This window comes from Phaeobacter cretensis (genome assembly GCF_047372505.1).
GTDB lineage: Bacteria > Pseudomonadota > Alphaproteobacteria > Rhodobacterales > Rhodobacteraceae > Phaeobacter > Phaeobacter cretensis.
This window is the reverse complement of record NZ_JBKBEU010000001.1, coordinates 3,036,116-3,050,205: the sequence shown is the minus strand read 5'-3', so window position 1 is coordinate 3,050,205 and position 14,090 is coordinate 3,036,116. Positions and strand designations below refer to the sequence as shown.

Below are 14,090 nucleotides of genomic sequence, written 5' to 3'. Positions count from 1 at the left end.
CACCGGACTGGCGGGGATCCACACGGGATCACGCCTGCCTTTGGTTCACGGCTCATGCCTCTAGCAGGCCCTGTTAACACAGGGTTCGAATGCCTGTTCCCGACAGGTTTGGTCGCTTTTCAGCAGCGATCCGGGTTAGATCGCATATTTCTGGGCATATGTGTCTAGTTCGCCAAATTCAAAGCGGCAACTACCGGTCAAGCCAGGCTGGAATATAGCCAATATCGGGAAGAACCACATCCGCGTGCGCTTCCAGATCAGCAGCCCCCGCAAGCCCAGTCAATACGCCAATCCGCTGCATACCTGCCGCTGAACCCGCAATCAGGTCATGCAGACTATCGCCCACCATGGCAGTACGTTCTGGCAACACGCCGGTGGCCGTACAAAACGCAAGCAACGGATCTGGATCAGGTTTCGCGCCGTGACCGCTGTCAAAACCCGCCACAAAGGCAAATCGATCCAGCACACCACTGCGGCTTAGCTGCGATTTTGCAGATAGCTCCGCATCATTGGTCATCACCCCCAACACCTTGCCGCGCGACAATAAATCATCAAGAAAGGCCGCCAGTGGCACCGCTTCTGCCAGATCAGCCTCGCCCGCACTTTCGGCCATGTATTGCTCCAGCGTATCCACATCCATTTGCGGGACGTAGGGGGCCAATTCTTCGGCAACCTGCCGGTTGGTTGATGCAATGACCATGCTGCTGGGTAAGATTTCTCCGGCCTCAGGATCGAAATCAATAGCCGCGGCCATTGCCCGCAATCGATCCGCATCCCCTTCGGAAAGCAACTCCAGCATCCGCCCGGTCCAGCGGTTCCAAGTTTTGGCAAAGTCGAACAGCGTACCATCTTTGTCAAACAGTAGAGCATCAACGGGCATGGGTAATCCTTGGTCAAAAACCTGAACCGCAGCGCCCCGGAAACAGGACTATGAGATCAGGAGAGAGGTGGACGACAATCGCCCCAAAAGGGAGCTTGCCCGATACATAGGGGATTGCTGTACACCGCGCCAGAGTAGAGCCTGCAAGGCACAACAGATCTTTCCCTATGCACCTCGACGGCGTTCATATTGATTAAGGGCATACGTTAACGCAGACCCGGATGTTTCTGCGCATCGCTGCCATATTCAAGCACCAACAATCTGATGCGATGAATGAGAAAACTGAGCATTGAAACCTGTATCAGAAAGGCGCGCGCCTCAGATCGAGTGTCTCAAGTCCAATGCACCTGCGCCCCACCCGGCAACGCCATCCGCGCCTGCATCGGCTGATCATAGGCCAGCCCTTCACTGTCACAAAACTGCATGACCCAGGCATCATCCATGGTCAGAAAGTCGAGAACGGACCCAAGAAACTCGGGATTGGCCGCCTGTTCGCGCAGGTCGGCCTCACTCGCCCCGGTTGCGCCCAGAAAGACAGGCAGCAACTCATCGTTACCTGCCAGCCAGGCAAGCGCTTTTAAGCCCAAAGTCTCGGCCGCATCGGCGGAAAATAGCATATCTGGGCACATTCCTGACACTTCACTGTCAAATTGATGAAAATACGAAAGGGTTTATTAACTAGTCTCATTAAAACTCGAGGCCAATCCAATGCAAGGGGCGAAAGGGCACCACGTGCAGGGCACTATCCTAATCATCGACGGTGTAGCGACCAACCGGATCATGCTGAAAGTTCAGCTTTCGGCTGCCTATTACCGGGTGGTTCAGGCAGAAACTGTCGCCGATATTGCCAAAACTGCACAACGCTGCCGTCCTGATTTGATTGTCACAGCCATGTCCCTGCCTGACGGCGATGCTGTTGATGTGAAGCACGCGCTGGCTGCAGATGAGCAACTCGCCGGCATTCCAATGATCGCGATCGACCGTGACAACGACCCGGAACACCGCCTCGCGGCACTTGCTGCCGGGGTAGACGATGTGCTCCACCGGCCGCTCGACGATACCATCCTGCAGGCACGGATCCGTAGCCTGCTGCGCGCCAGCAGCACGCAAGAAGAGCTGGATCTGCAGCGCGGCGGTCCTGGTTATGTACTGCCTCTGTCCAGCCCACATATCAGCGCCGGTCTAAGTGGTGCGCATGTGGCCCTTGTCACTGATCAGCCCGCAACCGGCGTTTACTGGCAGGCCCAACTGGCTCCTCGGGTGCCCTATCAACTCTGCCACCATCAGTTTAACGCGGTCCATCCACTGATGCGCGAGCCGGTACCGGATGCGATTGTTATCGAATTAGGGCGCAACACATTGGCCCAGGGCCTGCGCTTGTTGGCTGATCTGCGCGCCCGCGCCTCCACGCGCAAATCGGTAGTCATCGCCATTGTCCACCCCACAGATCCCGCCATCACCGCTGAGGCACTGGACCGGGGAGCCCACGATGTGCTGCAGGCGGGCTTCGATGTCGCCGAACTGGCGCTACGCCTCAATACACAGCTGCGGAACAAGGCCCGGATCGACCAGCTGCGCGACAATGTCCGCAACGGTCTGCGCGCCGCTGTCGAAGACCCCATGACTGGCTTGTTCAACCGCCGCTATGCCAAACCGTTTCTGGAACGTGTAGCCAGATCTGCCGCCAAAACCGGTGAGACTTTTGCGGTAATGCTGGCGGATCTCGACCACTTCAAAAAGATCAACGATCGCTATGGTCATCCGGTGGGCGATGCCGTGTTGGTCGAAGCCGCCAAGCGCCTGCAATCCGCGCTGCGTCCGGTAGATCTTCTTGCTCGTGTCGGCGGCGAGGAATTCATGGTCGTCATACCCTCCGTCGGTGAGGCAATGGCTGAATCCGCTGCCAGCGATCTCTGCAACCGCATCAATAGCCAGCCATTTCACATCCCCGGTGTCGACACGCCGATCTATGTAACCATCAGCATCGGCGCGGTAATTGGCGGGCGACGCCCGGCTTCCGACAACGATGCCAAAGGCGAACTTACACAACAGGATCAAGACAGCGCTGTCAGCGCCCTGATAGCCAACGCCGACCGAGCTCTCTATGCGGCCAAACACGCCGGGCGCAATCAAGTCTCCGTCGCAGAACTTGCCGCCTGACAGAACGCGTAATTACCGACCCTTTGCCACAGAGCAGCAGGGGGTACACCGCAGACCGGCACCGAAGCTGACGCAAGATCAGCAAGAGCGCCACCAGCCAAACACGGGACAGTGTTACGGGCGCTTCTTGTCACAGACCGGGACAACCCGGCAGACAAGGGGCGGAGATACAGGACAGACCGGCCGAGCAGCCAGACAGCCTCGCAATAGCAACGGGGCAGTGATTTTCTCACTGCCCCGTTCGATTTGATAAACTGGATGTGTCTAGGATGCGATCTTCAACCTCGCCACCCAACCTCTTCAGATGACAACCGTGACCGCTCAATCCCGCGGTTTTCGCCGCTTGGGATGCTGAATGCGCTGTTCCAATCTTTCAGCATACTCCGCCCGTTCCTCTGCGCTCATGGCGCCAATATGGCCCAACCAAGCCGTCTGAACAGACTGTTGGAAACCATGTCGACGCTCGGCCAGCGTATCCAGCATCTCGCTTAATGCGGCTTCGTCAAAGGGGGTCGCCCGCAACAGGTCCACCACCATAACGCCCTCGGCGCGACGGCGCCCTCGGTAGCTACCGTGGCCTGCCTCGGCTTCACTGCGCAAACTGTGCCGCGTGTCGGCATCCAGATCGCGAAACAGCATGGCCCCAATAGGTGGAGGCATTCCAAAACCCTTTTTGTGGTCGCTAAAGCGCCAGGCCGCACCGACAACGATACCGATCACGGCCAGATTCAGACCGAGAGACGCTATGAGCAGCCAGCGCACCCAGCGGCGGCGCTCTGGCTGGGTTTTGGGTTGCTCATTGCTCATTCCATCTCCTCGCTCAGCACCACAGCCAAGTCGTAACTATCATCGGGCAAGCCATCCGCGCTCAATTCTATCCCGGCAAGGCTAACCGGATCCGGCAAAAAGGACGGTGGCGCCAACCCAATCCACAGCCCCGCCGCGCTGGCGGTTGCGAGCCCGCCCAGGGCAGGCCATCCACCTAAGCCCGCCAGTAGATCACGTAGTCCCGCAATAAAACGACCGCCCATATCAACAGGCCCGGCTGGTACCGCTGCCCCAGATGTTGTCACCGCCGCCAGGTCGCTCTGAACAGAGCTTCGGTCAAGGATCGCAGACTGCACCGCATCGGCCTCATCCAGAATGGCCATCTCCAGCGTATCCGACAGCGCGGGCGCATCAGCACGCGCACCCGCGAACAGATCGTCCAGTGTCATTTCCGCAGCCCTAAGGTCTGTCAGATCCAGTTTATCTTCATCAGCGCCCATCTCGGCAGGCGCGGGTTTTCCAATTTTATCAACCATCGCTATACCCCAATTCAGATCGACGCCCCGCCAGGATCGCCGCCAATGCCCGTTTGCCCCGCGCAGTCAGACTTTCGACCGCCTCGACACTGATGTCCATAATCCCGGCAATCTCCGGGTTTGCCAGATCCTCGATATGACGCAGCACAACAGCCTGTCTCTGACGCTCCGGCAATTGCATCAGAGCGGCTTGCAACGCATCGTGCCGCGCTCCGTCCTGCATCTGATCTGTAACCGATTTCGATGGATCAGGCGGATCGGGGATCGCATCCAGATCCACATGCCCGCCACGCAGCCGTCTCTTGTGATCAATGCACAGGTTCATCACCACCCGATACAGCCAGGTCGAAAGCCGCGCACGCCCCGGCTCCCAGTGTTCCGCCTGCCGCCAGAGCCGCACCATCGCCTCCTGCGTGATATCCTCCGCCTCGGCCCGATTGCCCAGAACCCGCATCGCCACCCCCAGCGTCCGCGGCGCAAGCCTTGCAGTCAGCGCCGCCGCCGCCTGCGGATCACCCGCAGCAAAGCAAAGCAACAACGCCCCGTCGGGGTCGTCCACAGCGCCAGTGTCAGGCGCAGTCTCGGCCTGAGTTTGCGGCATCAGCGAGCCCTGTTTCGGGGCTCGCTGCGCAGTATTGGCAGACATATACACGTTCCGTATCGGATCAGTTCTGCTCCGTTTCGTTGCCATGCGCCCCATCGCGCGATTTGTGGCCCGCCCCACGACGGTCACGGAATTTCGCTTGGGCAGTTTCAAATTCTTCCTTGCTGATGGCACCATCGTCATTGGCATCCACCCGGTCAAACATCTTTCCCATCCGGCGTGGTTTTGGCAACTCCTCCAGGCTCAGTGAGCCATCATTGTTGGCATCCATCCGCTCCAGCATCTTAGCTGCGCGTGTTTTGGCACGGGCCTGTGCCGCTGCTTCCATTTCACCGAGCGTCAATTGGCCATCACCGTCCGCATCTGCCTCGGCAAAGCGCGCCGCGCGCAGACCTTCCATTTCGCTCTTGGTGATCTGTCCGTCGCCATTGCTGTCCATCTCCTCAAAGCTGATCCGTGGACCATGGCCGCCTTTGCCACCAAACCACGGCTTAGCGTAGGTTCCGGTGGCCCCGATCAGCGCTCCAACGGCAACAACAGCGGCGATAAACTTGGTATGTTTCATGTCTGCGTTTCCTTTTGCAGCAGGCAGCCCGTTGCTGCCCATGACAAAGACAAAACGCAGCGCCGGCAAATTTCCGTCGCAACAATCTCAAAATCTCTGAAGAAAGATTCACCTGCGCATTGCACCGTTGATGTAAGCAGCGCAATCTTGCGGCATGCCGACGCACGGCGGGGGACGGCCCTTTAAACTTTTGGTCAATACGCTCAGATAAGCAGGCAAAAGATAGGATTTGTTATGACCGAGTCATCTGCGGCCCTTTCGGCCGATATCAAAACTGATAGCAAAGAAGACCGCCCCACCATGCCTGCCGTATTGCGGGGCTGGCGGTGCAAATGCCCAAAGTGCGGCAAGGGTAAACTGCTCCATTCATATCTGAAGGTAAATGACAGCTGCTCCAATTGCAGCCAGGACTTCACCCATGCGCGCGCCGACGATGGCCCGGCCTATCTGACCATTCTTTTGGTCGGTCACGTTATGGCCGTGCTCCTTCATGTGGTTTATTTCACTTGGCGCCCCGAGCCCATGGTCACTTTCACGGTGTTCTCGCTGGGGTGTGTTCTGTCCTCCCTGTTTCTGCTACCACGCATGAAAGGCATAGTGATTGCCTATCAATGGGCGCGTCGGATGCATGGCTTCGACAAAGAAAGCTAACATGCGCCTGCCGGAAGCCCCGTACAAAGGCCCCTAAATGAGCAAATCGCCCTCTCCAGCCAAAGCAGCCATCGACACTGGCTATGCCGATGCCCAAACCGCCAAGCTGGACACAACACCGATCCGCGATGCCGCAACCATTATTGCGGTGCGGGACCGGATGGGCGATGACCCTCAGGTCTTGATGGGCCAACGCGGTGCCAAGGCGGCCTTTATGCCCAACAAAGTGGTATTTCCCGGCGGCGCCGTCGATCCGGGAGACGCAGGTATTCCTCTGGCGACACTGCTGCCAGAGATCTGCCAAAACCGGCTGAACGAGCAGTCGGAAACAGATTTGCATCATGCCCTAGCGGTAGCTGCCATCCGCGAACTCTGGGAAGAAACCGGGCTGATCCTTGGGCAACCCGGCACATGGCCAACGTCACCGGACCATGACTGGGTTGATTTCGCTTCCACCGGTCACCTACCCGCCGCCGAGATGCTGCAATTCGTCTTCCGGGCCATTACACCACCCGGTCGGCCACGACGGTTTGATGCGCGGTTTTTCCTGGTGGATGCCGCCCATATCAGCAGCGATGTAGACGATTTTTCCCGCGCCTCTGATGAGTTGTCGCATCTGCAATGGATCCCGCTCAGCCAGGTGCGTACCTATGATCTGCCCTTCATCACCGAGGTCGTTCTGGCAGAGGTCACAAGACGCATCCGTTACGAAGAGCCGCCCGAAAGTGTGCCGTTCTTTCATAACGATGCCGAATCCAGCCACTTCCTGCGCCTGAAGGGCTATCCCATGCCCCAGGACGACTAGCGACTGACGACAGGCAAACTCGCCCAAGTTCTTCAGATTGCCAGCAGCAGCGCCAGAATGGACAGGATCAGCAGCCCCATGCCAACGATCTCGCGCCGGGTGATCTGCTCTTTGAAGAACAGCAAACTGGCCAGCAGCGACAACAGCAGTTCAATCTGACCCAGCGCTTTGACATAGGCCGCATTCTGCAGCGTAAAGGCCCAGAACCAGCAGAAAGACCCTGCCATGCTGGTCAGCCCGATCCAGACGGCAACCCGGCGTGCCGCCCAGACGCGGGCAATCTCGCCCGGTTCCCGCCAATGGAGCCAGGCCAGCATAAACAACGTCTGCAGACTGACCACAATGGCCAGTGTCACACCGGCCCGAAATGCAGGCTCCAGCCCTCCCAGCTGCAATGACGCGGCACGGTAACTCACTGCTGAGACGGCAAACAACACCCCCGATCCGAGCCCCAGCAGGGAGGCTGGACTGGACAGATGACGCCACCACGGCCCCTTGCTCTCAGGCGTTTTTGACAGCACCAGCACCGCACAGAGGCCAATAACAATCGCCAACCACCCCAGAAGCGTGATCTGGTCTCCCAGCACTACGAGGCCAATCAAAGCGGTCTGGATCACCTCGGTTTTCTTGAACGTAATTCCGACCGCAAAATTGCGCTGACGAAAAAGCGCCACAACACAGACCGTTGCAAGGATCTGAGCCGTCCCGCCAACGGTTGAAAACCCCCAGAAAGTGGCATTCAGCGCGGGCATACTCTGCCCCGAAAGCGCCAAATACCCCAGCAGCCCGGCCCATATAACCGGTGCGGAATAGACAAACCGAGCAAATGTTGCCCCCGCCGAGGACAGTGCGGCGCTGCTCAATACCTTTTGCAGCATAAAACGAACCGTCTGGAAACTGGCGGCGGCGATGGCGATGGGAATCCATAATGTCATGCGGCCCTTATGGGGGCTTATTTAGGCTCTGACCATATCGGATGCGCGACCGGATCCTTGGCGCGCCACGCATAACTGAGAAACACACGGCCGTAGGATGAATACGCATACCCCTGATTGTGGTCTAAGAACTGCGTCCGCTGGGAATGGTACAGCGCTGGAAGGTCATGCCAAGGCACCCCCGGATGACAGTGGTGCACCACATGCAGATTGTTGTTCAGAAACAGAAACCCCAAGACACCACCACGCTCGATAATCACCGTACGCGCCTCTGGGCTGATATGTGCGCGATGCTCAAGAAAGGTTCGGATCTTCAGGATCGCAAGGCCCAGATAGGCCGCCCCAAGATAGCCCGACAACGGCAGAGCCGTTTGCATGACCAATCCCAGCGTCAGCCCGACGCCCAACATGTGCAGCAGCCAGTCTCGCAATACTGCCTCGTCTCCATTACGGATCAACCGCCAATCCTCGGCCATGAACCGGATCTGCCCCAGCAATGGCCCCAGCAGCATCCGCCCCAGCAACGTGTTATTGAACCCCAAAAGGACGCGCACAACTCGCCCCTGACGTCGCCAATAGGACGGATCCAGATAGTTGCTCTCGGGATCATCATAGGGATCTGTCAGCCGGTCATCATGATGATGCGCCAGATGGGTATCGCGAAACCGCCCATATGGCACAGCGAGGTTCAGCGGCAGGAACATCAATGCCTCATTCAACACCCGCGATCGAAATGGGTGACCGTGCAGAGCCTCGTGACAAAGCGAGGAATGCAATGTGATCAGACAGGCGAGAACCGGCACCGCAAGCCAGACCGACACCAAAGGCAAGATCACGAGCGCTGCCAACCAGGCAGCATAGCACCCAATCATCAGTGCCAAAGTCCCCCGCTCGACACGAGGAACAGCTCGCTGAGGCCGGTCAGGTGCAACCGGATGTATGGCAGCCCCTGCCATGGGATGTTTGATAGTACCTGCCAGATCGACTGCCTCTTTGATAGCCTGTTGATCAGACATGTCGCCGCCCCCAGCGCACACCGGCCCACACACGTTCATATGCGACGTAACTCAGAAACCCGATGCAGGTGTTGACGGCAGCCAGCGTGCTACCCAGGGCAGCCGATCCGGTGACGAGCCAGCCAACTCCAGCCATCATCGCCAGCCCCAACAGGTTCCAGATCATTGCCTTCACCACCGATCGCGCCCGCGTTTCCATCTGCACCTTCCTGTTTGTATTATGTCTCCTCACGCCTATCGCAGTAATGGGCGGTGCAGAATTCCGAATGTGATTAACAAAATTCAGCAACTGTGATAAAATACATCACATGATCGAAATTATGGACAAACGCCAGCGCGCCGAGCAATTCCGCCTGCGGCTCATCCGTGCCCTCAGCGACAGCGGTCTCAGCCAAAGCGCACTGGCCCGCGCCGTCGGGGTGGATCGCTCAACCATTTCGCAACTTTTGACCGACACCGGCGCACGACTGCCAAACGCCCATGTTGTAGGTGCTTGTGCCGGGGCGCTTGGGGTGTCTGCCGACTGGCTTCTTAGCCTGTCTGACCGGCCCGAAAATGCAACCGATCTGGTTGCCGCAAGCCTGTCTATGACTCGCGCCCCGCGCGCACTGGTGGATGAGCGGATTTTTGGATGGCATCAGGAGGCACAGGGCTACAAAATCCGTCATGTGCCCGCTGCCCTACCCGATATGTTAAAAACTCGAAGTCTGCTGGAATGGGAATATGCGCCGCATTTGGGCCGCACAGCGGATCAAGCCATCGGCGCATCTGATGATCGCCTGACCTGGATGCGCCAATCAGCGTCAGACTATGAAATCGCCATGCCCATTTATGAATTGGACAGCTTTGCCCATGCGGTCGGTTACTACGATGGGCTGCCTTTGGATATCCGGTTGGAGCAATTGGAGCAATTCGAACGCCTCTGCACCCAGCTTTATCCGCGCCTGCGCGTCTATCTCTTTGATGCCAAACGGCTCTATTCCGCGCCTCTCACAGTGTTTGGCCCGCTCCTGAGTGTCTTTTATGCGGGCAGCCAGTACCTTGCCTTCCGGGACAAGGAGCGCGTTGAGACATTCACCAACCATTTCGACAATCTGGTACGCGAGGCCGATATCACAGCTCGGCAACTCCCAGACCACCTGCGTGCTCTCCGCAATGCAATCAGCCGCTGAAAACCAATGCTTTTGCCTACACGCCACCACCAGGGTGCAGAGTGTGGGGCCATTCCTTGTGGATCAGATCACCAGCTTACACCTTCGGGTCCGGGTTCACCGTATGCCCGTCCACCGCAATCACCTGCCCTGACACCAACCGCGCCCCGTCCGACCCTAAAAACAACGCCATATTGGCAATGTCGCGTGCCTCGACAAAGGATTGCATAGACGTGCCGCTGGCATAGCCATCATAGACCTGATTGCGGGTCATCCCTTTGGCGGCGGCCTCTCGTTCCAACACGCCCTCCATACGCGGTCCTTCCACAGCGCCGGGGCAGATCACATTGGCCCGAATGCCAAAAGGTCCCAATTCCATTGCCAGCGTCTTCATCAGACCGATGACAGCCCATTTCGCCGCCGCATAAGGCGCCCGATTGGGATAGCCATAGAGACCGGCTGTCGATGAGGTCATGATGACCGACCCTGACTTTGCCGCTTTCATCATCGGGGCCGCATATTTCGCCGCCAAAAACGCGCCTTCCAGATTGACACTCACGCAGGCCTGCCAATCCTTCAACGCGACGTCTTCGACCAGCGCGGTGGGGCCCGCAATGCCCGCATTGGCGCAAAGCACATCCAGCCCACCCCAGACCGCGGTGATGTCAGAAAACAGCGTCTTCACCCCACCCTCATCCGTCGCATCAACCGCGGTGGCATGCCAACCGTCGGGCACATCGGCCAAGGCTCTAGCATTTACATCTGTGACCCAGACCTGATGTCCCGCTGAGGCAAAACCCTCAGCCATAGCACGACCAATGCCCGAACCGCCTGCGGTGACCAGAACCCGGCTTTTGGTGTCTTTTTCCATTGAGGTGTCCACGTTCATTTCGGCCTCAGTGTTCATCTTGGCGCGCCGATTGCACGGCCCAGCCCCTCCGGCGCGGGCAAAGCGGAATGCGCCTCAGCGAGCTTGACCAGATCAGCCTCAATATGCGGCGCAGGTGGGGCCGAACGGCGGGTCGCCAGATCTACATGCAACAGCATATGCTCGCCGGTGGCCAACAGACGCTCACCCGAATACATCTCATGCCAGAGATGCATCTTCTTGCCCTGCCCCATGATCACCTGCGTCCTCACCTGAATAGGGTCGCCCGCGTGGACTTCATCAAGGTGGCGAATATGGGTTTCAGCGGTGAAGTAGCTGCCACCCGAGGCGATGTATTCTGCATCACATCCGATGATCATCATCAACCGGTCGGTGGAGTGCGCGAAGGCGTCCAGATAACGGCTCTCGGTCATATGGCCATTATAGTCGGTCCAATCCAGCGGCACGATCCGGCGTTGAGTCAGAACCGGTTTACTCAGGTCCGACAGCTCGCTGAGGTTCGAAGCCAGCCCGGCGTCTGCCTCCAGTGCCTTATCATGGGCATTTTGAAGCGCGCCTGCGCCCCAGTCATTTGCGCCCAGCGCCCGCATCATCCCGACAAGGTTGTCGTCGCGGATCTGTTCCATCTTGCGGATCGGCAAATGGCCAGATTGCGCATCAGATTGACCTGCGATCAGATCGACCAGCTCTTCGTTAAACTCCGGCACATCCATCAGCTTGGTCCAGGGCCACTCCAGCGCCGGGCCAAACTGCGCCATGAAATGCTTCATCCCCGCCTCGCCACCGGCAACACGGTAGGTATCAAACAGACCCATCTGCGCCCAGCGAATGCCAAAGCCATAGCGGATGGCATTATCGATCTCTTCGGTGGTCGCAATACCGTCCTTTACCAGCCACAAGGCCTCGCGCCAGACCGCCTCAAGGAAACGATCCGCTACATGTGCATCGATTTCTTTCTTCAAATGCAGAGGATACATACCGATCCCGGTGATGATCGCCTTTGCTCGGTCAATCGCCTCCGCACTGTTGGCTTCCGTGGTGACCAGCTCAACCAGCGGCATCAGATAAACCGGGTTAAAGGGGTGGGCGACAACGATCTGCGCCGCATTGTCGAACCCCTCCTGTAGCTGAGACGGCTTATAGCCCGAGGTTGACGAGCCGATCACGGCATCCACCGCCACATGTGCCTGCAACGCGCCATAGACTTTCTGCTTCAACTCCAGGCGCTCCGGCACGCTCTCCTGCACCCAAACAGCGCCTTCAACCGCCTCAGCGAGTGTATCGTGGTACGTCAGATTGCCTTCGCTTGGCAGCGCCACATTGCCGAGCCCCGGCAGCGAGCGACGCGCATTGGCCAGAACTTCGCCAATCTTGCGCTCGGCCTCGGGGTCTGGGTCGAACACCCGCACGTCCCAGCCATTCAGCAGGAACCGCGCAGCCCAGCCGCCGCCGATAACCCCACCGCCAATGATTGCTGCTGTTTTTGTCATGGCTCTTTCTCGCATGTTTCGGGTCGCCTCGCTTGCGGTTGCTCTGTCAGAACAGCCAAGGAAGGAGACATCTTATGAGACTTGAATTTAACGCATTGCCCAGCGACGTGGTCGAAGCGATCCACCACACAGGGCTTGATTCCTACGGCGATCCGGTTGAACGCCACCCCAGTGCCGAGTTGGACGGCATGCCCTGTCGTCACTGTTTGCAGAACGTGCCCGAAGGCGCGCCCTATCTGGCGTTGCCGCACCGTCCGTTTCGCAGCCGCAACCCCTTTGCCGAAACGGGGCCGATCTATCTCTGTGCGGACATGTGTACGCGCGCGGCCCCCACGGAGGTGCCACCAACGGTCCTGCAGGCCGACGCCTATATCCTGCGCGGCTACTCTGCAACGGAGCGCATCGTCTATAGCACCGGCGCGGTGATCCCTCGGGCCAAGCTGACGGATTACGCCGCCGAGCTGCTGGCCCGCCCTGAGGTGGCCTTTGTGGATCTGCGCAGCGCCAGCAACAATTGCTTTCTCTGCCGCATTCACAGCGCAGACTGATCGAAGAGACCGCGCGGCACATCGCGGCGCGGCTCCCGCCAAAGGCCTCGTCATCGACAGATCACTTCGCCAAAGGCGCGCGCTTTACCAGACCGAGCTGTTTGCGCACCTCGTCCGGACCCATTAGCGTGGCCCCCATGTTTTCAATGATGGTGCCCGCGCGTTCGACCAGCTGCCAGTTCTCTGCCAGTTGCCCCTTCCCAAGCCAGAGATTGTCCTCCAGTCCAACACGCACATTACCACCAGCCAGAACGGATGCTGCCACATAGGCCATCTGATCGCGGCCCAGCGAGAACGCCGACCAGTCCCAATCATCCGGCACATTGTTGACCATCGCCATAAAGGTATTGAGGTCATTCGGCGCGCCCCATGGCACTCCCATGCACAGCTGCACCAGCGCGGGACTGGTTAGCACGCCTTCTTTCACCAACTCCTTTGCAAACCAAAGATGGCCAGTGTCAAAGGCTTCGATCTCGGGCTTCACACCCAGATCCGTCATCATCTGGCCCATGGCGCGCAACATACCAGGCGTATTGGTCATCACGTAATCGGCTTCGGCAAAGTTCATTGTGCCGCAATCCAGCGTACAGATTTCGGGCAGACATTCCGCTACATGCGCCATCCGTGCCGTCGCACCGATCATGTCAGTCCCGGTTTGGCTGAGTGGGAGCGGGTTTTCGGTGTCGCCAAACACCATATCGCCCCCCATACCGGCGGTGAGGTTCAGCACGACATCTGTATCGCTGTCACGCACCCTTTCGGTCACTTCACGGTACAAGGCCAGATCACGAGAGGGCGCGCCGGTTTCCGGATCGCGCACATGGCAGTGGACAATCGCCGCACCGGCCTTGGCTGCAGCCATCGCGCTTTCAGCGATCTCTTTCGGTGATCGTGGCACATGCGGACTGCGATCCTGGGTGCTCCCAGAGCCTGTCACGGCGCAGGTGATAAAGACGTTTTTGGTCATATTCAGAGGCATTTTGGTTTTCCCCTCCATGTACAGGGTTGTGCCCGAGTTATCCCCAAGCCTGCCCCCAGATTCCTGTTTGTGTTGTGTTAGACAGTGGCGCAGCCTTGACGGACCCACTAGTC

17 protein-coding genes are annotated in these 14,090 nt (G+C 58.5%); 5 read left to right on the top strand and 12 right to left on the bottom strand.

What is annotated here, in order from left to right; all coding sequences use genetic code 11:
• Positions 1-190 precede the first annotated feature (190 nt).
• Entirely contained in the window at positions 191-880 is a 690-nt protein-coding gene (locus ACEWZM_RS14455) for an HAD family hydrolase (RefSeq protein WP_414007102.1), read from the bottom strand.
• A gap of 332 nt (positions 881-1,212) precedes the next feature.
• The gene (locus tag ACEWZM_RS14450) at positions 1,213-1,497 is read right to left on the bottom strand and encodes a DUF3572 domain-containing protein (protein ID WP_414007101.1); all 285 of its coding nucleotides are present in this window, start codon (positions 1,495-1,497) and stop codon (positions 1,213-1,215) included.
• Between the two features lie 115 nt (positions 1,498-1,612).
• Between ACEWZM_RS14450 and ACEWZM_RS14445 the strand changes: the two genes are divergently transcribed.
• On the top strand, positions 1,613-3,040 hold the full coding sequence (locus tag ACEWZM_RS14445) for a diguanylate cyclase (RefSeq protein WP_414008046.1): 1,428 nt from the start codon (positions 1,613-1,615) through the stop codon (positions 3,038-3,040).
• A 321-nt stretch (positions 3,041-3,361) separates the two neighbouring features.
• Here ACEWZM_RS14445 and ACEWZM_RS14440 read toward each other — a convergent pair whose 3' ends face one another.
• The 4 genes from ACEWZM_RS14440 to ACEWZM_RS14425 form a co-directional block, all read right to left on the bottom strand.
• On the bottom strand, positions 3,362-3,847 hold the full coding sequence (locus ACEWZM_RS14440) for a periplasmic heavy metal sensor (RefSeq protein ID WP_414007100.1): 486 nt from the start codon (positions 3,845-3,847) through the stop codon (positions 3,362-3,364).
• Complete coding sequence (locus tag ACEWZM_RS14435) at positions 3,844-4,344, bottom strand: hypothetical protein (protein ID WP_414007099.1); 501 nt, start codon at positions 4,342-4,344, stop codon at positions 3,844-3,846. The genes ACEWZM_RS14440 and ACEWZM_RS14435 overlap by 4 nt, the downstream gene beginning before the upstream one ends.
• On the bottom strand, positions 4,337-4,945 hold the full coding sequence (locus tag ACEWZM_RS14430) for an RNA polymerase sigma factor (protein ID WP_414008045.1): 609 nt from the start codon (positions 4,943-4,945) through the stop codon (positions 4,337-4,339). Before ACEWZM_RS14430 ends, ACEWZM_RS14435 begins: the two co-directional genes overlap by 8 nt.
• A gap of 64 nt (positions 4,946-5,009) precedes the next feature.
• Positions 5,010-5,513 carry an EF-hand domain-containing protein gene (locus ACEWZM_RS14425; RefSeq protein WP_414007098.1) on the bottom strand — a complete coding sequence of 168 codons (504 nt, stop codon included), beginning with the start codon at positions 5,511-5,513 and terminating at the stop codon, positions 5,010-5,012.
• A gap of 234 nt (positions 5,514-5,747) precedes the next feature.
• On the opposite strand from ACEWZM_RS14425, the gene ACEWZM_RS14420 reads away from it, so the two are divergent.
• Both ACEWZM_RS14420 and ACEWZM_RS14415 read left to right on the top strand, forming a co-directional pair.
• Positions 5,748-6,164, top strand: coding sequence for a DUF983 domain-containing protein (locus ACEWZM_RS14420; RefSeq protein ID WP_414007097.1), 417 nt, complete (start codon positions 5,748-5,750; stop codon positions 6,162-6,164).
• Between the two features lie 37 nt (positions 6,165-6,201).
• Positions 6,202-6,969 carry an NUDIX hydrolase gene (locus ACEWZM_RS14415; protein ID WP_414007096.1) on the top strand — a complete coding sequence of 256 codons (768 nt, stop codon included), beginning with the start codon at positions 6,202-6,204 and terminating at the stop codon, positions 6,967-6,969.
• A gap of 32 nt (positions 6,970-7,001) precedes the next feature.
• Here ACEWZM_RS14415 and ACEWZM_RS14410 read toward each other — a convergent pair whose 3' ends face one another.
• Genes ACEWZM_RS14410 through ACEWZM_RS14400 form a run of 3 tightly spaced genes read right to left on the bottom strand, consistent with a single transcriptional unit; the run spans position 7,002 to position 9,119 of the window.
• The gene (locus tag ACEWZM_RS14410) at positions 7,002-7,904 is read right to left on the bottom strand and encodes an EamA family transporter (RefSeq protein ID WP_414007095.1); all 903 of its coding nucleotides are present in this window, start codon (positions 7,902-7,904) and stop codon (positions 7,002-7,004) included.
• A 17-nt stretch (positions 7,905-7,921) separates the two neighbouring features.
• Positions 7,922-8,860 carry a fatty acid desaturase gene (locus tag ACEWZM_RS14405; protein WP_414008044.1) on the bottom strand — a complete coding sequence of 313 codons (939 nt, stop codon included), beginning with the start codon at positions 8,858-8,860 and terminating at the stop codon, positions 7,922-7,924.
• A 52-nt stretch (positions 8,861-8,912) separates the two neighbouring features.
• Positions 8,913-9,119: a DUF2061 domain-containing protein gene (locus ACEWZM_RS14400; RefSeq protein WP_414007094.1), complete on the bottom strand. Its 207-nt coding sequence runs from the start codon at positions 9,117-9,119 to the stop codon at positions 8,913-8,915.
• Between the two features lie 109 nt (positions 9,120-9,228).
• On the opposite strand from ACEWZM_RS14400, the gene ACEWZM_RS14395 reads away from it, so the two are divergent.
• Positions 9,229-10,092 carry a helix-turn-helix domain-containing protein gene (locus ACEWZM_RS14395; protein WP_414007093.1) on the top strand — a complete coding sequence of 288 codons (864 nt, stop codon included), beginning with the start codon at positions 9,229-9,231 and terminating at the stop codon, positions 10,090-10,092.
• 76 nt (positions 10,093-10,168) lie between these two features.
• Here ACEWZM_RS14395 and ACEWZM_RS14390 read toward each other — a convergent pair whose 3' ends face one another.
• Positions 10,169-10,978 (bottom strand): SDR family oxidoreductase, encoded by an 810-nt coding sequence (locus ACEWZM_RS14390; protein WP_414007092.1) that lies wholly within the window; start codon positions 10,976-10,978, stop codon positions 10,169-10,171.
• Positions 10,975-12,450: a carnitine 3-dehydrogenase gene (locus ACEWZM_RS14385; RefSeq protein ID WP_414007091.1), complete on the bottom strand. Its 1,476-nt coding sequence runs from the start codon at positions 12,448-12,450 to the stop codon at positions 10,975-10,977. Before ACEWZM_RS14385 ends, ACEWZM_RS14390 begins: the two co-directional genes overlap by 4 nt.
• 74 nt (positions 12,451-12,524) lie before the next feature.
• Here ACEWZM_RS14385 and ACEWZM_RS14380 point away from each other — a divergent pair, with 74 nt between their 5' ends.
• The gene (locus ACEWZM_RS14380; RefSeq protein ID WP_414007090.1) at positions 12,525-12,998 is read left to right on the top strand and encodes a DUF1203 domain-containing protein; all 474 of its coding nucleotides are present in this window, start codon (positions 12,525-12,527) and stop codon (positions 12,996-12,998) included.
• 61 nt (positions 12,999-13,059) lie between these two features.
• Here the strand turns inward: ACEWZM_RS14380 and ACEWZM_RS14375 are convergent, their stop codons facing one another.
• Positions 13,060-13,977 carry a 3-dehydrocarnitine:acetyl-CoA trimethylamine transferase BcoG gene (locus ACEWZM_RS14375; protein WP_414007089.1) on the bottom strand — a complete coding sequence of 306 codons (918 nt, stop codon included), beginning with the start codon at positions 13,975-13,977 and terminating at the stop codon, positions 13,060-13,062.
• Positions 13,978-14,090 lie beyond the last annotated feature (113 nt).